The following is a 22,510-nucleotide window of genomic DNA, read 5'->3' as shown; positions in this document are numbered from 1 at the left end:
TCCCTTGCACACCGGCTTATTTTAGGCCAAGCGCTGTTTTAAGGTGCTTAACCCGGTTGCGGCTTACCGGCACTTCCTGCTTATTACAGTCATTCATCCGCAATAAATAGGAGCCATGAAACCAAGGCGTGATTTCCAGTATTTCATCAAGGTTAATGATATATTGACGGTGAATGCGCAGAAAATTTGGCTCGGTCAACAAGTTATCAAATTCCTGTAAGGTAAGCATTGCCGAGAATTCCCCAGTGCGAGTCCGCACATAAACATCCTTATCTTTTACGTAAATGAAGACGATATCTTTCTTGTTAACCGGGATGATTTTGCCGTTTGCCAGTACACAGACTTTAGTAATCTGCGGGCTTTTTTCTGTAGCGGTTTTAGCTGATAGATTGCGGATTTTTGCCAGTGCTTTACGAAGCTTTTCACCGGTAACCGGTTTAGTCACATAGCCGATAGCGGGTGTATCAAACGCTTCGACGGCGTGTTCGGGGTAAGCTGTAATAAAGACAATATAGGGGGATCTGCTCATGCCGTTTAATTTTTGCGCCATCTCGAGGCCGGACATGCCGGGCATGCTAACATCAAGAAATACTATTTCCGGTTTCTTCTCTAAAATATAAATGAGTGCGTTCACACAATTGGTGAATTTGGCGCATACTTCAACATCGCTGTGCTGGCTGAGCAAATACTCAATTTCATCGCAGATAGGTTGTTCGTCATCAACGATGACTGCTTTGGTTTTCATGATACAACACCTTCTTTCCGGTCAATCGCCGCTTCATGCTGGAGGGGAATACGCAGTCTGGCCTCGGTGCCAACCGCTGGTTCGGAAATAATGGATAGACCATATTCCGGGCCATAAATACTGGTCAGTCGTTTGTTAACATTGGTAATGCCTATCCCATCGGCAGTAGCGGTTTGAATTTGGGCGAGCCTGTCAGGGGGAATTCCTACTCCATTGTCGGTAATGGTAATGATTAGCGCATCATCCTCTATATAGGATTCAATGGCTATGAAGCAATGGCCTAGTTTGGGGAATAAACCATGGTTTAGCGCGTTTTCCACCAACGGCTGCAGGGAAAGTGCCGGCACAAGGGTGTTTACTGTCGCGTCGTCAATATTTATGGCGATAGTCAATCGATCACCAAACCGTGATTTGGCAATTTCGAGGTAGGCTGTAATCGCAGTAAGTTCATCCTGCAAAGTAAGAAAATCATTCTGGTTAGAGTAGCCTTGCTGCATCAGCGTGGCCAGGTTACCAAGAAGATTGCGGGCTTTATCTGGATCGGTGCGACAAAAAGACATTATAATGTTAATGGTATTAAAGAGAAAGTGCGGATTAATTTGAGCCCGAAGCGCTTTTAACTCGGCTTTTTCCCGCATTTTTCGCTGTTCATCAATCTCGGCGAGTTGAATTTGCACTGATAATAAATTGGCAAGACCGTTCGCGATACGGATATCCAGTTCGGACACCGTTTCATCGTTTATTCTTGCTAATTCAATAGTACCAACCACCTTGTTGTTAGCGGTAAAAAGGGGAACAACCACTCCGGCTTTCAACGGGCAGTTTGGGAAGGGACAACCCCGGTCGGTAGGGGTGTTGATAACCATCATAATTTTACTATTGATGGCTTGTTTTACCGCAGCTGAAAGAATCGGTTCGCCAGGCTTATGGTGGTCAGCACCGTGACCAATAAAAGCAAGCCGCTTATACCGGCCGGTAATGGATACGGCATCTATTTTGGTAAGGTCGTAAATAATGCGGGCCGTTATTGTGGCTGAGTAAGAATTAAAACCCAGCCTGAGATAGGGGAGAGTGCGACTGGCAATATCAAGTGACAACTGGGCAGCCCTGGCGCCATAGATATCTTGTTCAGCTTCAATCCAGTTGATGATAACCAAGTAAAACCATACGCCGGCAACACTTACGGCCGTGGTAAGGGCAGCAGCCTTACTATTAAATGCGGCAACCTCAGTTGGACTGGCAAATAGCGTGATAAACAAGATTTGTGATAATTCGGCTGTTAACGCCAAACAAGCTCCGGCAAGCGGAGTTAGCTGATGGAAATGAAAGCGAATTCTGACTAGACCGGACAGCGTTCCTGCTAAAATTGTATAAATCGCAGGAACGGCAGTTAGTTGTTCAGCCATGGTCAAATATATGCTGCAGATAAGGCCGGCACCAAAGCCGGAAATAGGACCACCGATGATTCCGGCCAATAAAACACCGGTTAACCGGGTGGTAATAAGCGGCTCACCCCACGGGATAGTGCTATAATTACCGGTTATTGAGAAAAACGCAAACAATACAATTAAAAGAAATTGGCTCAAAGGATGGAAAGGTTGGCGCGCGCAGCGCATAATAAACCGGCTGCGGCCTGTTAGGTACGCTGTCATCGCAAGGAATGATAAAGTACTTATTAGTTCTAACAGAGTGAATACCGTCATAGCTGCCTCCGTGTCAATCTACAAAGTGTATTCGGCACGGACCAGGCTTTCCCTTTATTGCCGATAAGCATTTAAAGAAAATATTTATAACTGTCTGCAAATTTTGGCTTGTTATTCATGGGGAGCTTAACGAATGCGATTTTGCTGCGATGTATATTCAGTTGCATGTGGGGGTACAAATCCAACATTACTTATGTATAGCCGCTTGACTAATAATAGGGCGTAATATATAATAACATTTGTCAGTTAATATGGCCCGGTGGTGTAGTGGTTAACATGCCGCCCTGTCACGGCGGAGATCGAGGGTTCAAGTCCCTTCCGGGTCGCCAATACGCCTCGGTAGCTCAGTCGGTAGAGCAGAGGACTGAAAATCCTCGTGTCGGCAGTTCGATTCTGCCCTGAGGCACCATTAAAAAAGACCTTGCGATTGCAAGGTCTTTTTGCTTTACCGGACAAATTACCGATGGAGGTATTTTGTCAAACATTAGTATTGTTGATCTTATTAACGGTATTGCCTGGACAGACCAACTTGCTGGCGCTAAACGCCGCCATTGTTGACATGGCTAAAGGTACTCAAGACATGGTGAAAGGTATTGACACTATAAATAAAGTGGCTGACCAAACATTGGCTAGCACAGAAACCATGGCAACTGCCAGTGAGGAGCAAACGGCAAGTATGCACGAAATTAGCCGTGGCGCCGAGTCACTGGCGGAAATGGCGGGTGAGCTTAACCGCCTGGTGCAGAATTTTAAGTTATAAGAATCATTGAGTGACGCTGCTGCTAAATTTGTCCATTTGGCAGCAGCCCTTTTCTTTGCATTAAAATTACGGCAGCCACAAATCATAAGCATAGGAATTTAAGGAGGGCGAGTTATGTTTAATGACCGTACTCATGCCGGGCAACTTTTGGCAGAAAAATTAGGCGCGCGTAACTTGAAAAATCCATATATACTGGCAGTTCCCCGCGGCGGGGTGGCGGTGGCATCCCCGATTGCCGGCAAATTCCAGGCTAAGCTGGCGATTCTTATCGCTAAAAAAATCGGTCATCCGTTAAATCCGGAAGTGGCTATTGGTGCTATCATGCCGGACGGCAGCTTGATTCACGACAACCAGTATGTTACCGGGATTGGTGTGCAACAAGAACGTTTTGACAAACTAGCAGCCGAAGCGCGCAAGGCCTTGAACGAGCGGGCTAAAATTTACGAGGCGGCCATTGTTAAAAATTACGAAATTAAAGGCCGTGATATCATCATTGTTGATGATGGCATTGCCACCGGCTATACCATGCTGGCAGCTGTAAAATGGCTTAAGAAATGGAATCCTGCCAGCTTAACTGTTGCCGTACCGGTAGCTCCTGCCGATGTGCTAAATAAATTACGGCAGGAAGAAGTCCAGGTTGTTTGCGTCGACGAACGCGATGTATTTACCGCTGTAGGCAGTTATTATAAAAATTTTGAGGAAATGACCGATCAAGAGGCGCTTGAATATCATCGGCTTGCTCCAAACGCTATCGTCAGATTATAGACATAAGTGCCAACTATTACGTAACGTTGTTGACATTTGTAAAATATTTTTGTAAAATAAAAGACATAAATCCTAAAGGGGAGTAGCTATAGGCGATAGTCAACAGACTGGTACAAATGTACCTGGCTATGCCGTTGGAGTTTCCGACAGCGAGACCTTTAGTATGACTTTGGTCATACTAAATGTGTCTCGTTTTTTATTTTAACTTTAAGGAGGATTATTATGGAAGCATTTTTGACATCCTTAATTTTTGTTGTATTAGCCGAAATGGGCGATAAAACGCAGTTACTAGGCATGTGTTTTGCTACCCGGTATCGTTGGCAAACCGTTTTATGGGGGGTTTTTGTAGCAACAGTATTAAATCACTTGTTTGCAGTCGAGGTCGGAAATTATCTAACCCGGTTTGTTCCTATTAGCTACATCCAAATTGCGGCAGCAGTCTCTTTTATTATTTTTGGACTTTGGACAATAAGAGGAGATGAGTTAGACGAAAGCTGTGCTAATGCTAAATACAGTCCGTTTTGGACAGTTGCCATAGCGTTTTTTATGGCTGAAATGGGAGATAAAACCCAATTAGCTACAGTAGCTTTAGCGGCAAAATTTAATACAGTGATACCCGTGTGGCTAGGTACAACGGTCGGCATGATGATTGCAAACGCTATCGGTATCATTATCGGCGTAACACTTGGCAAAAGAATTCCCGAGCGATTGGTTAAATGGATATCTGCCGCCATTTTTATTTTCTTCGGTTTTGTTGGTTTATACCAAAACCTTCCTGAAAAGTTTTTAACAATGCCGTTTATGATTGGAGCGGTAGTTGTTGTTGCTTTATGTGCTTACTATTTAGTGAAATTAGAGAAGAAACCGGAACTGGCAAAAGAATAGTAACTTCCCTCTTTTTTACTTGACTTCGTTTAGAGGAACATCAAATATGTGCATGAGCAAGACAAAAAACCCGATGAGGATGACCAATGCAGGTATTGGCCTTTCGTGGTGTAGATAGTAAGCCGTGGGCTAAATGAAAGAGCACCGGTTTTACCTCTATAACCAATAACAAAAGTAAAAATAGTTGTTCTAGGATGGCGGAAGTTTTGGCCAAAATAGGGCCCTTAGTGATTTGCATAGTCATACATAATTTGCACTGGGATATGAAAGTATGACAGGACTATTGCGAGATAGACCATGCGCCCATCAGACACACCAACAAGAATAAAAGGGAGATTGCTTCACTACGTTCGCAATGACGATAGAGGAACAGTATTCTTTCCGGTCATTGCGAGCGTAGCGTGGCAATCTTCTGCCGCGGCGCTTTTCAAGGTAGACTTGTTCTAGATAATGAGGCGGTTATATGCATTTTTGTTGAATACGAATGGATTATCCTCCCCAATAAATCCCATTATGGTTAATTTAATGTGGAATAAAAATTCGGCAGTATACCATACTAAAAATATATAAAACATTATAAAAGGAAAGGAGACAATTTTATGTTTGGGTTAGTACCATTTCGTAAGAATTTACCAACACGAGACTATTTTAACCAACTTATGCATGGGTTCTTTGACGATGATTTTTTGATACCCTTTGGAAATATGGCTAATGGTTTTCGGTTAGACCTCCGGGAAACCGAAAATGAATATATTGTCGAAGCCGATCTGCCAGGGGTTAAGAAAGGCGATATTACTTTACATTATGAAAACCAATATTTAACTATTTCTGCCAAAAGAGATGAAACCCAGGAAGTAAAAGACGAAAGCTATGTCCGCAAGGAAAGACGATATGGCCAATTCCAAAGAAGTATCTATGTAGATAATGTTATTGAAGATAAGATTGACGCAAAATTCAACGACGGTGTTCTTACAGTAACTTTGCCAAAGCAGGATAAGACCCAAAAGCGACGGGGGAATATTCAAATTCATTAATTGTAATGTTGTAAGGCAGGTGTAAAACCTGCTTATTTTTTGGACTTCTTGTCCCAGCAGGGGTGGGTATCTACACCAACCAGAAGCTTTATTGGCGGCTACCACAAAACTTGATTTTTATACGGAGATAGTATATAATAATATTGATACAGGAAGCGAACTAAAAAGTTCGCCGAGGTTTGAGTTTTTTATATTTTTGCTTAAAGCAAGTCTATATAGTATCCAATAAAGATGTACAGGCGTGTTGTTAGTATAAGTGTAAGTCAAGCGCCAGCGGTGGAGCGTTACTAACAACACGCCTAGAAAAAAATCTTTATTGGATTTCATATACATTAGGAAGTATGACTAACCCGATTATAGGAAAGAAATACTCCAAGGCGAACTTTTAAAAAACGAGTAAAATCAATTCTATATGCGGATGTAGTTCAGTGGTAGAACGTCAGCTTCCCAAGCTGAATGCCGAGGGTTCGAGTCCCTTCATCCGCTCCAGAAAGCCCAAGAATCAAGAGAATTCAAAGGTTAAAAGACTAGGTAAATCTTATGATTTATCTAGTCTTTTATTTTGTAGAGCATAAGACTAGGTTCTTACGTAATTCAATGGTATTTTAATTGTATAATTCAACCCAGTAACGTTGCAACAAATTTACTGAAGAACAATCAATGCTTAAAATCGATTAAAATTCCTCTAAATACAGCTAAAATCAGCCTATGCCAGTATTATCCTGGCGATCAACAAAAAAGCTCCTTATAATAGAGGCGTAGCAGGTAACCCTGTCCACGCACTCTAAAATAAGAAGAATTGGCATGGACAGGGATATCACCAAAACTACATTTTTTAAAGTCTTTGAAGTCTTTCCTTTGGAAAAATTTCAACAAATTGTCATCAATGCCGGTTGCGACCGTTACGTAAAAAAGCTCGAAGCTTTAAAACTGCTATACTTGATGATCATTGCTCAGTTTTGCAACTTTGAATCTCTGCGGGACATCGCTAACCAGGTCGTTCGCGACAAGCATTTGCAAAAAGTGTTGCATCTCACATCCATTAGTGCATCTACGCTATCGAGGCGTCTGCGTAAAATGTGGCGGTAAAGCTACAATTGTTTCGGTAGCTCAACAACCAGGACCGTTTGGATGTGTAGGTAAATAAGAATAGAACTTCTCATACTCCTTTGCTTATTGCAGAGGGGTATTTTCCTGATGTCATAGGGGCATCTTTACTTACCCCTAGTAAATCTCATGACAACGCTTAAGAGCATCAAGCAATTCAGAGTCATTCGCTTGCTTTTACAATGATTAAAGAATTTCTTTGTTATGCGGCAGGTATGAAAGCTCGTCCCGGTAATACCAAAAGACCGGTTAGCCAATTCCGGCGAGTCGCAGAAAGACGAGGGATGCAAATAAAATTAAATCAATCCATAAACTGCATTTTTCGTGTTGTCTGTAAGTATTTACAAACAAAAGGATTCTATGATCCTTTATAGAATCCTTTTGTAATGAAGGATAATGCAGTGTACTGGTAGTGGATGGATCAAAAATAGTCGATAATTTATTATAATGCGGTATTGGTCTTAATATAGCGAAATCTATTATTTATAGGAGTATAAATCGGATGCTAAACCGGGTGTTTGTTTATGGAACTTTGAAGGTGGACGGTTGCAACCATGGTATTGTGCAGCCATTTGTTAAAAGTATCTGTGCTGCTACGATGCGTGGGATAATATATGATTTACCTGTTGGATATCCGGCAGCCATCGATGGTGATGGACAAGTTATTGGCCAAGTCATTGAACTCAATGACGTTGAAGCGGCATTAGCAGTACTTGACAGACTTGAAGACTATTATGGTCCGGAGTGTGATGATAACTTATATGATCGGGTTATTCGGAGGGTAATCCTGTTAACTGGAGAGGAAGTTTCCGCCTACGTTTACTTGTGGCGCAGACAGCGAGAGCTTATGCAAATAGGAAAACTTTTGTCAACAGGTGAATGGAAATAATGTAAACAGGACAAATTCCCTATTGACTATCAATAAATAATAATTATCATACCGCATATATAGACAATAAACCTGTTTCAGGAAAAAATAGTATTATTTGAATCTAAAGTATTGACGGCGTGCACGGTTGGGTTTAAAGTTAAGGCATATATACTAAAGAAGTGTTGATGAGCTATATCATCCGCGGGCATAGGTGTAAGGTCGTTGTCGCGGATAATTTGTTTCATATAGGAGAGAAAGCGGATGTTGTTTAATGTCCACCCCAGTAATCTAATGAGTGCTTTGTCTGTAGCCTTAGAGTTGTCAACTGACGGTTTGTCTCGCCATCATTGGCGAACAGCTCTTATTGCCGACCGGATTGCCGAACATATAGGTTTGGATGATTGGCAGCGTCAGGTGCTGGTATATTCCGCGTTACTGCATGATATTGGTGCTGTGTCCAACTGGGTAGAGAGAAAAAAGCTTATTATGCTTGAATTAGGAAGTGACGTCTACCGCCATGCTGAAGCCGGCTATGAGTTACTAAAAGACTCAGCGCAGTTTGGCATGTTGGCCGAAACCATCCGTCACCATCATGATAACTGGGACGGCTCGAATCCTTTTGGTCTTGTCGGCAAAGACATTCCCATAACCAGCCGGATAATAAATTTGGCAGACCGCTTGGAAATACTGCTTAAGGATAAAGTCTACATATTTGAACAGCGTCCTGATATCTTATCATCGATTCGTGAGTTAAGCGGCAGTTACTTTGACCCTGATCTGGTACGGGCGCTGCATGAGTTTGCCCGTAGGGAAAGTTTCTGGCTGGATTTGACCAACCCGCACTATTATCAAAATTTTTTCCGGCAGATAAATACTTACGGGCGTATGGTGCTTAATATTGATGATATTGTCAACATCGGCGAAATTTTTGCCACGATTATTGACAGGACCAGCCGGTTTACCGGTGTGCATTCCCGTAGCGTAGCGAGGGTGGCTGCGTTTTTGGCGCAAGCTAAAGCTTATAGCGTAGAAGAAGTTAAACTAATAAAAATTGCTGGATTATTTCACGACTTAGGCAAATTGGCCATACCAAATGAAATATTGGAAAAACCGGGAAAGCTTACAGACCGGGAGTTTTTGATAATAAAGCAGCACCCTTACTATACCTACCGGATACTTGAACAGATTGACGGCTTTTCAACGGTGGCCGAATGGGCGGCTTTTCACCATGAAACTCTGGATGGTTTAGGTTATCCTTTCCGTGTACCGGAGGCATCGCTCAGCTTAGGGTCGAGGATAGTGAGTGTAGCCGATGTGTTTGTTGCTTTAAGTGAAAACAGACCCTACCGCCGCTCACTTGCTCTAAGTGAGATAGAGAAGATTATGCGAGGGATGGTAGATAATCGCAAACTAGACGGTGGTGTTGTTTCCGACTTATTTGGTGATTTTGTTGGCTTAGGAAAGCTCGTAGAACAAATTAGGATTGAGGGTGCTTAATTTGTTTTGTATGGAATTAATAGAAGAGTAGTTGTTTGTTATTCACAGATAACCCCTTGGCCAAAAATTGACCAAGGGGTTATCTGTCGGGTATTTTTTCCATATCCATATGTTATTATGGCTCACTTCACCGATCTTTGGACCAAAAACAAGAAAGGATGGTACATTGTCGGGGATTCTCGGCATCACCCGCTTTTAGTGGACAAGACATCAATAATTACTTCAAGTCGTTATAAAGATTGAAACCGATAGAGGGAATTTCTCAGTTCGAGAATACTATCCAGAGTCGGCCGCTCGGTAGTAGTGGTCCAAAACTTCATGAATTCAGCAACTAATTCCATTGGTGGTTTCCCTGGTAGGCATGACGTTTCTGGACATAACCAGTTTTCCTTGGCGGCGTTTTCTCCGCGGGATATGTCTTCAATCCAGGAAATGATACCAATTGTTGCATTAATATCTATTGCTGATTTTACGTAGAGATCTTCATATAATTCTTGCAGATACTTGGCTTCTATTGAAGCAGCTTGTTCAACCATTGCAGTCGTCTCCTAGCCGTCTTTTTTAGCTGGCCGTGGCTTGCTTATTTCCGTTATTCCCCGTAAGTAAGCAAGTATTTGTCATTTGCTTAAGCCACATTAACTTTACTAACATAACCTAAGCTTAAAAAAAATTCACGTTGATCGGCAAAAGTTTAATATCGGACATAGAAGCTTTGAATTCTTCAACATATAGCGGATCAACAAAATAGCAACCCATAATCTCTGCCCACTTTATTTGGCCGTTCCATTCATAGACCAAATAACTTGTCACAGATACCACCTCCTTTTTTGCGCAGTCGGTGGGGATATAAAAAGTAAGCCACTTTTAGTCAGCAGTCTAAGTTCAGTCTATTCCCTTCCTGATAAAAGCACAACCTAGTAGCTGGCGGCTACAGCTGTGAATAGACGCATATCATGGCTTAATAGCTAGATATGTTCCAGATTCTTACTTTTAAAGCGAATAAGACCTAAATCCTACGGTGAGAAGGTTTTCGCTGTATCATGTTAAACGGTAACAACTTGGTTGAGTTTTCAATTAATCATATCAGGATGTATCCTTGGCTGTACGGAAAAAGGAGACATAATCTTAAATTATTGCCGGATCTATGTTGACAACGGTGAAACGGCTACTGCCGAGCCCGCCGCTCCCAGGAAGCAGCGGAGTAAAGCGCGGAAAGAAATGACTAGGTAGTGAATGACGAAGTGTTTGGCACCCTACTGGAAATCCTTAGATGGATTTTACGGAATGGTAAAAAGACTGAGAAGATTTTAGTCCGGAAAACTTTATCCGGTATGTTGAACAGCACGTTGCACAGCCGTGCTGTTCATTTTTTGAAGGATGGCAGTGCTAGTGACGCAGGGCAAGGCACTGTTTCATCACGGCAGTAACGCGATAGAGTATACCTGTTAGATTACAAAGCGTCTAAGGGAGATGAGAAAGCCATTTTGTAAAATATAGTATTGATGTTGAATGAGTTGGCTGGATGAAATAAATTTGTTGATTAAGTTATAAAATCATAATATGATATAATTATAATGGATTAAAGTGACAATACTAGAATACATTGGAATAAACAGGTGTTATCATGTAGTAAGTAATCGGGGAGATGTGTTTCATGTCTGTTTATCTAGATAATGCCGCCACATCGTATCCCAAACCAGCTGCAGTATTAGCCGCAATTGGCGAATATATGGTTCACAATGGGGCAAATCCGGGACGGGGTTCGTATGCAAAGGCCGGACAAGCGGCGGAGTTGGTTGCTGAAACTAGGCAGTTATTGTGCGATTTATTCGCCTTTGTTACGCCGGATAACGTTATTTTTTACAGCGAGTGTGACTGAAGCTATCAATTTAGCGATTCGAGGTGTTGTCAAAAAAGGCGATCATATTATTACCAGTAGTCTTGAACACAATGCGGTGTGGCGTTGTCTAAAACTCCTGGAAAAGGAGGAGGGTATATCCATTACAATGGTGCCGTGTAACAAAGAAGGAATTACAGATCCGGCTCCGGTGGAAATGGCAATTCGCCCTAACACGTCTTTGGTGGTTTTTACTCACGCGTCAAATGTGTTAGGGACCATTCAACCGATTCAGAAAATTGGATTAATTACCCGGCGCTATGGCATACCCTTATTAGTGGATTGCGCGCAAATGGCTGGTTCTCAGTGCTCATCAGGTAATAGCAACCCAGGAAACAGGTACGATTCGGATCAGTGTGGGCTATTTTAATACCAGACGAGACATTGATGCTCTGGAAGCGATATTAAGTCAATGAAAGGGGGGAGTACTATTGCCCAAGGTTTTTGTGGTGTTTGATGAATCGGAGCAGTTGTTGTTAAAGAGTATTTACTATGATGAAGATCCGGAAGAAGCATTGAAATTTGTTCTCGAACACATCATACCCAAGGTAAAAAAGGACCTATCCTGTTTATCGGGCGTTATGTCCGGGCAAAAGGGATAGATCCATCAAGGAGGTGGTAGATGTGTCGGCATTCGAGGCAATGTATCTGATGATTGCATTCGCAACGCTTGTTGTGCTCATGATAAAACAGAAATAGCCGCCCCTGCCAAGGACTGCGGCTATTTCTTAATAGTTTGTAATCTGGGCTAACCGTTCCGGTTAGACAGCCTGTGGGGGCTGGCGTGTTACGAGCACGTCAGTCCTTTTCTTATATTATACCCATTGGAATAAAAATATGCAACCAGTTAGGGAAAATGTTGTGAACTCGGTGTTTTTTGTTAGGAGCATGGAGCAGATTCCCTGTCCGTGTTGTGGTGATCATCTGTACGTAATCGGCAGCCGTCGGCGTAAGTATTTATCAAGTCAGAGTCTCCCAAAAGTGTTAGTGATTCGCCGTCTCAAGTGTTGTCATTGCTGCCGGATTCATCATGAACTCCCGGATATATTGGTTCCTGTCTGGAATCAATTCGCATCCGGTATGGGCATGGCTCTGTGGAAAGCCGGTCCGCTCTTTCTTTATCCGTGCTCCAATGAATTTGGCGCTATGTGGGCGACGCCCCCACATGGCTGGCGCGAGTTGTCCGACCAGTTGCCGATGGCTTTAGTGGGCTGCGTCCAAAAGGCAAAGGCAGGAATACTCGGCTGTCGTTGCCAATGCATTTCTGCACTGTGAAGAGCGCAAAGTGGACAAGACCGGCTGCATCAGTTTCGCAGGAAAAAAGTATGAGGTTGGCCTTCCTTTCATTGGTTGCACAGTAGACGTGGTGTATGATCCTGCCGATATCAGTGAGCTCACCATAGAATACCAAGGGCATACGCCATGGAAAGTGAAACAACTGGCGTTATTCAGGCGAAATGCTAAGTTTGTTAGCAATTATACTGGCACCTCCGATTATTAAAGAAGACCAAGCGCCGTACGTTTCTGCGCAATAATTGTCTCCAACTTATCGGCAGCTTTTGCAATATCATCCTCTAGAATGATTTGTCCCCCTGTAATATTGAGGAGTTGTTCAGTCAATATGTTCGAAACTAACTTACTGCCGGTCACAAACGGTGGTTGCGCCAAATGCAAAGGCAGACCAAGCGCTAAACCGAACGATCCATCCGCCAGCGCCTGTTCCTCCAGCCATTGAGGAGCCGACAACACCAGTGGCAATTTTGGTATATCAACCCCAAGCACTTCTGCAACCTCGGTAGCGATAATTTCCAGGCGGCCAATTGCCAGACAAGGGCCGAAATTCAGCACCGGCGGAATACCTAATGTTTCACAAACTTCCCTAAGTTCATTTCCTGCCAGTTTGGCTGCGCCGGGAGACATTAACCCGACATTTTCCAGGCCGCCGCTGGAACAACCGGCTGAAAGCACCAATATATTCCGTTTGATGAGTTCCTTTGTAAGTTCTACCGTAAAGACATCATGCCCTTTGGCAGTAAGATTTGAACAGCCAACAACACCGGCAAGACCTTTAATTTTGCCTTTGGCAATCAAGTCAATTAAAGGTTGCCAGGAACCGCCCAGGAACTCTTTTAATGAAGTTTCGCTTAAACCGGTAACACAATCATCATGTCCGTGTTCCTTGGGGATGCGCACATTAATTTGCTTGCGGCGTTTTTGATAGCTTTCAATAGCCTCATTAATAACGTGTTCCGAAATTTTTTCGCGATTTTCAAAGGTATATGTTAAAAGATCAGCATTTGCTTTTTTAGCCATGTCATCCAGGCAGATCATTTTCACTTGCATTTTGTCGGCAATGGATTCGATGCCAGGCAGTGTGCAATTGAATTCCGAAAGAATAAGGTCTATGCCACCGGTTGCAATTACTGCTTCACTGGTAAAGTTATTGCCGGCATGACCTGAAAAAACATCCTGACAATGTTTGCCGCGCAGTTGCAAGTCCTGCCCCACACAGGTGCAGCCTACTAAGCGAACCCCTTTTGCCCCCGCCGCTTGCGCCCGGCTATGTATGTCTTCTTCATTGAGGCGGTCTTGCAGATGTGCAAAAATTGCATGCTGGTGGCCTGTTAACATGATGTTGATATACCCTTCATCAATGACTCTAAAGCCTACCGGAGCAACACGAATGGATGGTTCGCCAAGAATAACATCATTTACCAGATTGGTCAATGTAAGTCCATACAACCCTGTTACTATACCGAGAGTAAGGCAATTGAAGAGCATATTCACCGGATCGCTGCTAAGATTTGTAGATGTCTTGACAATGCCGTCAAACACTTCCGACTTGGCTCCACCTGGTAATATACCTAATTTATTCCAAACATCAAAGCGTGGTTTATAGGCCAGCTTTTCCACTAGTTCCATCTTTTCAGAGCGAGGCTTATACAAATCCTCCAATATCTTGCTGGCTACGAGTGCTCCTTTTTGGTGCAGATCAGGCTCGTTAATTCCCAACATATCTGCCAAACGGTTTAATGTTTTCTCGCCTTTAAGCTTTCCTTTTTTAAGGGAAAGTTCTTTTAATGTTTGGGCAGCCTTCTCAAGTACATGAACGTAGCAACCGGCTCCGGCCGCAACCGCCCGCAGAAAATTCCGCGCGACAATGGTATCGGCGTTAGCTCCGCAAACTCCTCGCGGTGATTGTGGTGTAACCCGGCAGGGGCCGTTGGAACAAAGCCGGCAGCAAATTCCCTGAAGGCCAAACCCACATTTGACCTGTTGATCTTTTACCCGGTGGTGTGCTGTTTCTACATCAAGTGATGCGATAAAAGCTTGAAGTGTTGTGTCTGCAGATGAGCATGTCCCGCAATGGTTGTTAAGCATAAAAAAAATCATCCTCCTAAAATAAAATATACCTTTTTGGTATAGTATTGATTGAGAAAAAAATCTGGCTTTATCCAGATGTAAAAAACAAACGAAACAAGATCATATGTCGTGCTTTACTATACTTAGAAAATTGGCGCGTTCCAACTCAGCTACAAGAACCCGGTTTATATTATTTAATACTTGATGCGCTTTGCAGTACGGGGTGTAATGTTTATTGCAATATTCCGGCTCGTACAAACACCGGTTCATGTATATAGGGCCATCGATTGCTTCAATAACTTCTTTTAGATTTATTTTTTCCGGCGGTTTGGCTAATGCATAACCTCCTTTTATCCCGCGAAACGATTGAATAATACCTGATTTAATAAGCTTTGGCAATAATTTCAACAGAAACCGCAAGGAGATGGCTTCGTTGTCGGCTATAGTCTTGGCCCCGACAATTTCGCCATACCCCAATTGGGACAAATATAATACTACCCGGATAGCATAATCTGCTTCTTGGGATATTCTCATTAAGCACCTCTATACTATACCTTTTTAGTATAGTTTTATACTACCACATTAAAAAAATAACGTCAAGTAAAAATCTCCAAAAAATTTCTCTGCAGACAAGCCGATTCTATTTTTTTTTTTGACAGACAGGCGTGTTACACGATAAGATATGTATACGACAAAATTTGTAAAGGATTTGAGCGGGATGAGTACACATTTTTCCTTTAGTCCAGCGAGCCGGTGATCGGAGTTTTCCGAAGGTGTGAGGACCGGTCTAAAGATGATGTGGAATGGGCCCGTGAGCTGGCCGCCGAATGTAGAATTTACTAGTAGGCTGGGTCGTTTGCCAATGTTATCTGGCTAGGGTATCGGATAGGAATATCCCGTACCTGATAAAGAGGGAAAGTCGTGCTTTCTGAACAAGGGTGGTATCGCGAAACTATTTCGCCCCTTATGGGTAGAAATGGTTTTTTTGTTTCTTAGCACTGCATTTCCGCATAAGGGTGGTACCGCAAAGTCATTTTGCCCCTTAACGAGGGTGAAATGGCTTTTTTTTTACAGGATCAGAAAGTATAACTTTTCGGGAAGGTGCAAACAGTTGATTAATTTGCAGTTAGCCGAAAAGTAACTTACTTTCTTCCCGGTTCGAAAACGCTTTGCGTTTTTCTTATATAATGAATATAGGTAATTATTCTAACAGGGAGGTTTGTCAAACGGCAAATTATAAACTGGTTTCCCGGGAAGTCTAATTATTATGGTGGCTATGGTGAAGTGGTAACACGGCGGATTGTGGCTCCGTTATTCGAGGGTTCGAACCCCTCTAGTCATCCCAGCTTAATCAATATAGGGGCGTAGCCAAGTCGGTAAGGCAACGGACTTTGACTCCGTCATGCGTTGGTTCGGGTCCAGCCGCCCCTGCCAAAATAGAGTGTAGATGTTTTTATAGTGTCAACATAGGCGGTTAATGAAAGGGCAGAGCGGGACAAGATTAACAAAGACAATAAGGAAAATAAAAACAAAGGATTGTCTAGTCCAAAGGATAATACCAAGTTACTAAACATATTGAATTTTTTGTAAAATTGCAAAATATGGAAGGGATTATTTCTTTTTGTATAGAATACATTCATAACATGGGGAAGGGAGAGTGTATTCATTTATGTTAAAGCAGATTTATCAACAGAAAAAAGAAAAAAAGAATGATGCGGCTAATGCAGCGGGAAAATTGCGGGGCAATCAAGGATTGAGGAAATTGAGTAAAGCAAGGAAATTATCGCAGAGCAAGTAGTAAGAACTATAATGCATGAGACCACGACGTTTCAAAGTCAGGTGGCTACTTTTTAACGAAAGTTACCATAAAAAAGGAGGGGATAAATATGGCTGGAGCTCCGACTATTTGGGTAAATGGCGACATGAGTGAACAAATAGCTGATTTTAACGGTGAATACATCTTAATAACAACTAGCAATATGCAGAGAATACCGCTCGGAAAAACACTTGAAGATGCGAGAGAAAAATTAAAAGAGATTGGCAGATATGACATTGCAGAACAGTTAAAATAAAGCCGTGAGGGGTAGATATTCTACCCCTCACGGCTTTATTTTAACAAAATGTTTACAAAGTCGTAACCTAAAAGCAATGTTTTTGATGTAATATTAAATTACCTTTTCAGATAAGTCTCCTCTTTTTTTATAATACCGTTTACTTATGTAAACGGGTGTTTTTTTTTAATGGGAGGCGTTGAAAGTGAATGGGAATGGCGTGAGCGGTTTTATTTTTTTATCAACTGCTTTAAGGTTATGGTATAATTTGTATATAGGGGGGTGTTGCCGTTGGCGAAAAATCTTCGTACTATTATATTTATATTCCTTGTGACAATACTTTCTTTGATTACGGTTCCGTGTTTAGCTAGTGCCAGTACTTTTACCCTTGGAATATATCAGGGTGTTCAGTTGTCTGAAAACCAAGTGGTTGAAAGTAAGGACGCAAAAGCTGATTTAACCGTATCGCCGCGTTACAAAGGATACGTGGCATATGCAGTGTTGCAGGCTACAAAGCTAAAGGAATTTGAAACAAGGCCCGATTTGTCAAACCTAACGACCAAAGATGTTGAGAATTTTAAAGAACTCGTGTTTGCGCCAGCAGCCGGATATTATTATTTGGTGAAATCGAAGGACAATCGCTATTACCTGTGTAAACTTGAGAGTTTTGAAAATCAGGGAAAGGCTCAATCTTATTGGAAGCTTACCTTTAGCAGTGAGGAACTTTCTTTGAAATAATGATTTGGATATTAGCTGTATCCTTCGGGGTACGGCTTTTTTGTTTATAAACGGCCAAAGTCCCTCCGCCTTTATAATCCGGAATGCTAAAAAACCCCACGAATTTCCGTGGGGGTATGACACCTTAAATTCGCTATATCTGAGATTAGCGCCACCACTACGGATAATATATGCAAAGTTATCAGGTATATGGAGATGCTTCCGGTGATCCATACACATACCAATTAGCATTTGTGCTTGCTTGAGGACGAAAAAAAAGCCAAACGAAATTATTCCCACTTTTGCACCATTTAGCCCCGCTCATTTTTGGCATCATAACCGCAACCCTTTGATTTCATTGGAGCCGGTAACAGGACTTGAACCTGCGACTCTCTCATTACGAATTACTAACGGGCCTCCAGATGCATTAGGCCACTTTATAAAAACCCTGATAAATCAAGGCTTTGTAGGTATTCTCCAATGAGGAGCAAAGTTCAAATTGGTTTACTTTGTTAGAAGATTGTTAGAAGTGTTAGAAGGCCGGGAAACATATCCGGCCTCTTTTGTTTCCCTTCAGTTGAGATGAACAGGTACAGTAGTACCGTATCGCTTCGCATCCTGACTATGCTGGCGTAAGATAATGTTACGCCACAATTCGCCGAAAAACAAGGTGGCCTACCGGAAAAGACAGGCCAGTAAATACGGTATCCCTAAAGCCACAATCCAGAATGCCGACACCAGCAGGCTATGCTCGGCGCAATACTGATAGCTGTATTTGTCACCCCGCCGTAACGCTCCCCAATAACATACCCACAGCGCCACCTCCACCCGCCACCAACGAACAAGCCAATTTAGCATAAACTCCGCCTCCTTCTATGCTCAGCGGCTTGCCTGCCGCCGTCACTATTAACAGGAGCGCGGGGATTCATCTTCTTATTCAGCAGTTACAATTGACGCGGCACGCCGAGTCACCCGGAGGGGCGCAGCAAAGCGGAGCAGGCTTGTCTTGACCGGCGTGGTAAAATGAGAAGACCGGCGGCAGAGTGCATTCCTCGCGCCTTTGTCATTTCTACAGCACACAAAAAAGCTGCGAAGCAAAACCCTCGCAAGCTGATGATATCCAAGTTTAGTTGATACTAAGAATGTTCTATAACTATAACTATATAAAATAATGAGAAATGTTCAACTGCGAAATTTGAGTAGTTTATTAGTTGGAAATGTTAGACGCCTTCGTAAAACATTAAAACTGTTCTACAATCATGAAGGAAAAATATAAACTTTGGCGAATACCCATACTCAAAATGGATGAAAATGGAATACCGCCGTGGGGGCGGCGGTATTCTGAGTAACTTACCCTTTTGGCGGGAACGGGTCAGATCCGTACGAATTTTTTTCCCGGATTTGACCATTTGTTCCGTGGATAACCAATTCAGACTGTTGGTTAATAGCAATTCTACGACCGATTTGGATAGCTTCAGCCTGAGTTTCAGTCCGAACAGTGGCACGATCATTACCCGCGCCGATAACCTGCCAACCACCTTTTGAGTGTGGCGTAACGTGTTGATTTTTGCCCATTTTAACATCACCTCACTTTCTGTAGATATACCTTGTATTTTGTTTCCATTGTATTTTGTTTCCATCCAAAATTGCGACAGCATACAAAATATTGGGTATCCAGACTCGAATCTACGCCATATCTTGTATAATTCTTCTTCTTTTTACATTCTTACTAATATTTTGCAATAATACCTTGCCATAAAAAAAGAGAAGGTTAGAATAACCTCCTCCGAATATTTTAAAGTTTAGCAACGTATAGTGTATCAAACTACAGTATATTTGACATACTATATATTGATATTAGTGCATTCTACCACACAATATCCTGTTTGTCAAATTTTCCATTTATCATTTCCTTGACAGATCAACCATGGTTGTCCTATAATTGAGGTGAGCTCATCTACCATGTTGTAGAAGGAGAATCCGGTCCTCCGATCGAGGACCGGCTTTTACTTTTTCTGGATAAATTCATCATACTCTTTATCATACCGATATTTATAGCTTTTTAGGACAATCGGAAAGGCCGTTTTTAAACGATAAGGGTAGTTTTTACTAGCACGATCTATTTTAAAAATCAGGACGTAATCAATGTATTCGCTTACATACCGAATAAGCAAGTCCTTATGGCCAGTTTTTTTATCTATGTGCTCCCAGACGCGGAGGTTGGGATGAAATTTATTCTGGGTCGCAAGCTCAATAAGTTCTTTTACCCACGTGATCTTGTTAGCACGATATAGACAGGGAACACTGTTATCATCTTTTAAAATATTGTCGCAGTGGTCCACGTCACATTTATACTTACAGGTTCCATTACATTTATCGTTCACGCAGGGGAACATATCGTATTTGTTATCGTCAGCGCCTATACTAGCAATGTGCCAAAATCCTCGGGTTTTCCCATCCTGCGTACCTGTGCTATCAATAAAAATACGTTTACCAAACAACGTCGGGCGTTTATCTTGATACTTTAGTTGAACCACAAAAATTTTATATGCATCTTCAAACAGATCATCGATCGGATCGTAATTAGCAGGGTCGAGCGGCAGTGATAACTCCAAATCATTCACCACTCCTTGGAGTCCATATGAATAAATTAAATCGCTTCTTATTCAGCGGCGTACCGAAATCTAATGCCGGACCATATCGATCTACAAGCTTTTGCACAATTCTTTTTTTAGAGATACTACTGCTTGGATTGGCGTAAAGTCCCCTATGATAAAAAGATAACGCTCCAATAAGAAGATCAGTTAGCTGCATTAAATCCGCCCTGCTAGAATCTATTTGGCTGATATTGAGAATAATATCATTCATGAAGTCATACTTGTTATTGCACAAAACTTCATGCAACTTGGCTATGCGTGGGCCACCGAGTGTGTCTTTCACATCAATAAAGATGCGGTACTTATTGTACGGATCACAGAACTTATCCAACAATAGGTAATACATTTTATAATACCAAATATTGTAGTCGTTAGAATTATATTTTTCGTGGTCTAAAGCTTGTTTGTTTTTCACTACAATAGCCCGGAAACACAAATCTTTGGTCCTAAAAAAATACTCAATGATATCTTCAAAAAGAGCAATCTTTGACTGTGATACCTTTGTCCATTTTAGCTCCACTTTTGAATCTATACCGTGATTATGCTTAATTTTGCGCAGATCCTCATAAACATTCCGTTTCTTTGCTTCTGGACAAGATATGGCGCCAAGAACCATTATATTTGAGTGATCAAACGGTAAATGGCAGCTTTCGTCACAATAAATATTGTACAATACTGATTCCATAGTAGCCTCCAATCTTCGCTACCTGTCGTCATTTTTCTCTTTCATTATACATTGCTATTGTTGACAATAAAAGGGTTAAGGAAAAATTACTGTGTTAGGGAAAATTACAGTGAATAGTAAGCGTCATGCCTAACATACTCCCATGGTTTCGAGGTCAACAGTCAGGAAAAAATAACAAGCGGTTTTCTATCGAGGTAATTATGCCGAAAGGCACAGCAAAGCGGAGCAGGCCGGGAGGGGTCAGGGGTGGGCACATTAACCCCGAAGCTAACAGCGAAGGACTGCTACAGCAGCGGCGGACGTCTGATAATCCCCGTATTTATGTCCAAGGGGCAGCCCGTAGGGTGCAGGACATAAAGCGGATTATCGGATGGCCGCCTCCCCTTTCCTGGATCGGGAAGGGATAGGGATGGGCGACCGCGGTGGTGAGGTCTTCAGCCTCACCACCGCTCTCCTCCCTCGGCGGATCATGACGTTGCTTCCCGCAGCTGGCGAGGACAGGCGGCGTGATGGTCCGCCTTCCCCCTTTGGGGGTTAGGGGGCATATATTCCCCTAAAGGCTGGGGGCTTAGGGGTTTGCGTTCTGAAGGCAGCCGCGGCCAGCAAGTGGCAACAACGAGGCCGCCAACCTTATGCCCTGTCTATCGTAGGCGGCCCGTACCGCAGGATTTTCAATGAGGACATCTTTCATCAAATCACTCCCAACTCTGTTCAAACATTGACAAACGTCCTGCCTGAAATGCAGGAACGAGCAGCAGACGCCATCGAAGCGCTGCTGAAGCGCTCCGCTAAATAAGATGCGTTCTGTAGAGCTTGTTAGAAAATGAAAAAAATCCTCGCAGGCGTTAAACCCACGAGGTCTTGATATATCTGGAGCCGATAACAGGGTTCGAACCTGCGACCCTCTCATTACGAATGAGATGCTCTACCAGCTGAGCTATACCGGCGTTTGTACGTTGATATTATATCTTACTACTGCCGCATTGTCAAGAATAGTACCTGAACCATTGATTTTATTGATTTCGTAAACACTTTTCAGATTTTATGCTCTTATTATATTTTTCTGTTCCTAAGATAGTGTCTATGACCAACTTACGCGTACTGATAGAGTAACCTTCGTAGTTAGGTCTCGCGGATCGGACCCGTAGTTCTATTCGTCTTATCTTTTTCGTTTGTGGCGACCACTCATTAGGCCTCCCCTAAGACGCCAGCAGTTTCAATTATTGCCAATGCACAATTTTAACTGACTTATGATATAATTAATGTAATTATATCATATAAAGGGGGCTCGAATCATGAAACGGTCGACCTTTATCCGAATCTTATCTGGCATAAAGTTGGTTTCAAATAATGTGAGTGTTGTAGAAAATTTTAAGAATAAAGCGCTTGTTATCATTAGAGTCCCTGAAATTACTGGAGAATCTCCAAAACATTTTAGATCTTTTCAAAAAGTTCTATCCAATTGTTCCTACTATAGCATAAAGCCCGAAGGTGACGAATTGGTAGTTACACTAACGTTCGAATGGAAATAATCTGATTTGAGTTTGAGTTAGAGCCGTAAGGCTCTTTTTTATGTCCTAAAAACTACGGGAAGATATAGGCAAATAGACTAAAAACTACTCTGTTACTGGGACCAACGGCCAGAATTTTAAGATATAACGATTTCTCTCAATCTTTAGGGTGGTTTTAATTTGGCGTGTGCTTTATTTACATAAACGATAATATTTACTAAATACTTCGTTTAGTTTCGATTCGCGCTATAATGGAATTGGG

The 22,510-nt window shown here is 42.3% G+C and carries 26 protein-coding genes, 6 tRNA genes and 1 other annotated feature; of the genes, 21 read left to right on the top strand and 11 right to left on the bottom strand.

Features of this window, described 5'->3' with window-relative positions; translation table 11 throughout:
* Positions 1-16: 16 nt before the first annotated feature.
* Entirely contained in the window at positions 17-745 is a 729-nt protein-coding gene (locus SCACP_RS20775; RefSeq protein ID WP_425059374.1) for a LytR/AlgR family response regulator transcription factor, read from the bottom strand.
* A complete protein-coding gene (locus SCACP_RS20770; protein WP_425059373.1) occupies positions 742-2,448 on the bottom strand; it encodes a histidine kinase in 1,707 nt (568 codons plus the stop codon). The genes SCACP_RS20775 and SCACP_RS20770 overlap by 4 nt, the downstream gene beginning before the upstream one ends.
* Positions 2,449-2,701: 253 nt before the next feature.
* On the opposite strand from SCACP_RS20770, the gene SCACP_RS20765 reads away from it, so the two are divergent.
* The 10 genes from SCACP_RS20765 to SCACP_RS20720 all read left to right on the top strand — a co-directional run bounded on the left by SCACP_RS20765 (position 2,702) and on the right by SCACP_RS20720 (position 9,367).
* Positions 2,702-2,777: transfer RNA gene (locus SCACP_RS20765), tRNA-Asp, on the top strand.
* A gap of 4 nt (positions 2,778-2,781) precedes the next feature.
* Positions 2,782-2,857: transfer RNA gene (locus tag SCACP_RS20760), tRNA-Phe, on the top strand.
* 81 nt (positions 2,858-2,938) lie between these two features.
* Positions 2,939-3,208, top strand: coding sequence for a hypothetical protein (locus tag SCACP_RS20755; RefSeq protein WP_425059372.1), 270 nt, complete (start codon positions 2,939-2,941; stop codon positions 3,206-3,208).
* Between the two features lie 114 nt (positions 3,209-3,322).
* Complete coding sequence (locus tag SCACP_RS20750; RefSeq protein ID WP_425059371.1) at positions 3,323-3,973, top strand: phosphoribosyltransferase; 651 nt, start codon at positions 3,323-3,325, stop codon at positions 3,971-3,973.
* Positions 3,974-4,195: 222 nt separating this feature from the next.
* The gene (locus SCACP_RS20745; protein WP_425059370.1) at positions 4,196-4,858 is read left to right on the top strand and encodes a TMEM165/GDT1 family protein; all 663 of its coding nucleotides are present in this window, start codon (positions 4,196-4,198) and stop codon (positions 4,856-4,858) included.
* A 599-nt stretch (positions 4,859-5,457) separates the two neighbouring features.
* Positions 5,458-5,892: a heat shock protein Hsp18 gene (hsp18, locus tag SCACP_RS20740; RefSeq protein WP_425059369.1), complete on the top strand. Its 435-nt coding sequence runs from the start codon at positions 5,458-5,460 to the stop codon at positions 5,890-5,892.
* 414 nt (positions 5,893-6,306) lie between these two features.
* Positions 6,307-6,381 (top strand) — tRNA-Gly (locus SCACP_RS20735).
* A 315-nt stretch (positions 6,382-6,696) separates the two neighbouring features.
* Complete coding sequence (locus tag SCACP_RS20730; RefSeq protein ID WP_425059368.1) at positions 6,697-6,981, top strand: DUF4372 domain-containing protein; 285 nt, start codon at positions 6,697-6,699, stop codon at positions 6,979-6,981.
* A 520-nt stretch (positions 6,982-7,501) separates the two neighbouring features.
* Positions 7,502-7,888 (top strand): gamma-glutamylcyclotransferase family protein, encoded by a 387-nt coding sequence (locus tag SCACP_RS20725; RefSeq protein ID WP_425059367.1) that lies wholly within the window; start codon positions 7,502-7,504, stop codon positions 7,886-7,888.
* A 243-nt stretch (positions 7,889-8,131) separates the two neighbouring features.
* The gene (locus tag SCACP_RS20720) at positions 8,132-9,367 is read left to right on the top strand and encodes an HD domain-containing phosphohydrolase (RefSeq protein ID WP_425059366.1); all 1,236 of its coding nucleotides are present in this window, start codon (positions 8,132-8,134) and stop codon (positions 9,365-9,367) included.
* 230 nt (positions 9,368-9,597) lie between these two features.
* Here SCACP_RS20720 and SCACP_RS20715 read toward each other — a convergent pair whose 3' ends face one another.
* Both SCACP_RS20715 and SCACP_RS20710 read right to left on the bottom strand, forming a co-directional pair.
* Positions 9,598-9,903: a hypothetical protein gene (locus SCACP_RS20715; RefSeq protein ID WP_425059365.1), complete on the bottom strand. Its 306-nt coding sequence runs from the start codon at positions 9,901-9,903 to the stop codon at positions 9,598-9,600.
* 124 nt (positions 9,904-10,027) lie between these two features.
* The gene (locus SCACP_RS20710; protein WP_425059364.1) at positions 10,028-10,177 is read right to left on the bottom strand and encodes a hypothetical protein; all 150 of its coding nucleotides are present in this window, start codon (positions 10,175-10,177) and stop codon (positions 10,028-10,030) included.
* Between the two features lie 419 nt (positions 10,178-10,596).
* On the opposite strand from SCACP_RS20710, the gene SCACP_RS20705 reads away from it, so the two are divergent.
* From SCACP_RS20705 to SCACP_RS20680, 6 genes are all read left to right on the top strand, one after another.
* Positions 10,597-10,794 (top strand): hypothetical protein, encoded by a 198-nt coding sequence (locus SCACP_RS20705; protein WP_425059363.1) that lies wholly within the window; start codon positions 10,597-10,599, stop codon positions 10,792-10,794.
* A gap of 227 nt (positions 10,795-11,021) precedes the next feature.
* Entirely contained in the window at positions 11,022-11,246 is a 225-nt protein-coding gene (locus SCACP_RS20700; protein ID WP_425059362.1) for an aminotransferase class V-fold PLP-dependent enzyme, read from the top strand.
* Positions 11,239-11,634 carry an aminotransferase class V-fold PLP-dependent enzyme gene (locus tag SCACP_RS20695; RefSeq protein ID WP_425059361.1) on the top strand — a complete coding sequence of 132 codons (396 nt, stop codon included), beginning with the start codon at positions 11,239-11,241 and terminating at the stop codon, positions 11,632-11,634. The genes SCACP_RS20700 and SCACP_RS20695 overlap by 8 nt, the downstream gene beginning before the upstream one ends.
* A gap of 61 nt (positions 11,635-11,695) precedes the next feature.
* Positions 11,696-11,866, top strand: coding sequence for a hypothetical protein (locus SCACP_RS20690; RefSeq protein WP_425059360.1), 171 nt, complete (start codon positions 11,696-11,698; stop codon positions 11,864-11,866).
* A gap of 235 nt (positions 11,867-12,101) precedes the next feature.
* Entirely contained in the window at positions 12,102-12,539 is a 438-nt protein-coding gene (locus SCACP_RS20685; protein ID WP_425059359.1) for a DUF6431 domain-containing protein, read from the top strand.
* Positions 12,529-12,765 (top strand): Mu transposase C-terminal domain-containing protein, encoded by a 237-nt coding sequence (locus tag SCACP_RS20680; RefSeq protein WP_425061462.1) that lies wholly within the window; start codon positions 12,529-12,531, stop codon positions 12,763-12,765. The genes SCACP_RS20685 and SCACP_RS20680 overlap by 11 nt, the downstream gene beginning before the upstream one ends.
* Here SCACP_RS20680 and cooS read toward each other — a convergent pair.
* Positions 12,762-14,645, bottom strand: coding sequence for an anaerobic carbon-monoxide dehydrogenase catalytic subunit (gene cooS / locus SCACP_RS20675; RefSeq protein ID WP_425059358.1), 1,884 nt, complete (start codon positions 14,643-14,645; stop codon positions 12,762-12,764). The two genes, SCACP_RS20680 and cooS, sit on opposite strands and share 4 nt — an antisense overlap.
* Before the next feature lie 102 nt (positions 14,646-14,747).
* Positions 14,748-15,161 (bottom strand): RrF2 family transcriptional regulator, encoded by a 414-nt coding sequence (locus tag SCACP_RS20670; protein WP_425059357.1) that lies wholly within the window; start codon positions 15,159-15,161, stop codon positions 14,748-14,750.
* Between the two features lie 166 nt (positions 15,162-15,327).
* Positions 15,328-15,595, top strand: a binding site (T-box leader).
* Between the two features lie 302 nt (positions 15,596-15,897).
* Here SCACP_RS20670 and SCACP_RS20665 point away from each other — a divergent pair.
* The 5 genes from SCACP_RS20665 to SCACP_RS20645 all read left to right on the top strand — a co-directional run bounded on the left by SCACP_RS20665 (position 15,898) and on the right by SCACP_RS20645 (position 17,416).
* Positions 15,898-15,972 (top strand) — tRNA-His (locus tag SCACP_RS20665).
* A 13-nt stretch (positions 15,973-15,985) separates the two neighbouring features.
* A tRNA-Gln gene (locus SCACP_RS20660) sits at positions 15,986-16,061 on the top strand.
* Between the two features lie 235 nt (positions 16,062-16,296).
* Positions 16,297-16,425 carry a hypothetical protein gene (locus SCACP_RS20655; protein ID WP_425059356.1) on the top strand — a complete coding sequence of 43 codons (129 nt, stop codon included), beginning with the start codon at positions 16,297-16,299 and terminating at the stop codon, positions 16,423-16,425.
* An 88-nt stretch (positions 16,426-16,513) separates the two neighbouring features.
* On the top strand, positions 16,514-16,699 hold the full coding sequence (locus SCACP_RS20650) for a hypothetical protein (RefSeq protein WP_425059355.1): 186 nt from the start codon (positions 16,514-16,516) through the stop codon (positions 16,697-16,699).
* 270 nt (positions 16,700-16,969) lie between these two features.
* Positions 16,970-17,416: a hypothetical protein gene (locus SCACP_RS20645; protein ID WP_425059354.1), complete on the top strand. Its 447-nt coding sequence runs from the start codon at positions 16,970-16,972 to the stop codon at positions 17,414-17,416.
* Between the two features lie 654 nt (positions 17,417-18,070).
* Here SCACP_RS20645 and SCACP_RS20640 read toward each other — a convergent pair.
* The 5 genes from SCACP_RS20640 to SCACP_RS20620 all read right to left on the bottom strand — a co-directional run bounded on the left by SCACP_RS20640 (position 18,071) and on the right by SCACP_RS20620 (position 21,684).
* Entirely contained in the window at positions 18,071-18,253 is a 183-nt protein-coding gene (locus tag SCACP_RS20640; protein WP_425059353.1) for a hypothetical protein, read from the bottom strand.
* Between the two features lie 492 nt (positions 18,254-18,745).
* Positions 18,746-18,970 (bottom strand): DUF2188 domain-containing protein, encoded by a 225-nt coding sequence (locus SCACP_RS20635; protein WP_425059352.1) that lies wholly within the window; start codon positions 18,968-18,970, stop codon positions 18,746-18,748.
* A 431-nt stretch (positions 18,971-19,401) separates the two neighbouring features.
* Positions 19,402-20,010 carry a hypothetical protein gene (locus tag SCACP_RS20630; protein WP_425059351.1) on the bottom strand — a complete coding sequence of 203 codons (609 nt, stop codon included), beginning with the start codon at positions 20,008-20,010 and terminating at the stop codon, positions 19,402-19,404.
* Position 20,011: 1 nt separating this feature from the next.
* Positions 20,012-20,737 carry a DUF3800 domain-containing protein gene (locus SCACP_RS20625; protein WP_425059350.1) on the bottom strand — a complete coding sequence of 242 codons (726 nt, stop codon included), beginning with the start codon at positions 20,735-20,737 and terminating at the stop codon, positions 20,012-20,014.
* 871 nt (positions 20,738-21,608) lie between these two features.
* Positions 21,609-21,684, bottom strand: a tRNA-Thr gene (locus SCACP_RS20620).
* Positions 21,685-22,510: the final 826 nt, after the last annotated feature.

It is taken from the genome of Sporomusaceae bacterium ACPt (assembly GCA_041428575.1).
Lineage (GTDB): Bacteria > Bacillota > Negativicutes > Sporomusales > Sporomusaceae > Sporomusa_D > Sporomusa_D carbonis.
Note: the sequence above shows the minus strand (reverse complement) of the source record. Positions and strands in the feature narration are given on the sequence as shown.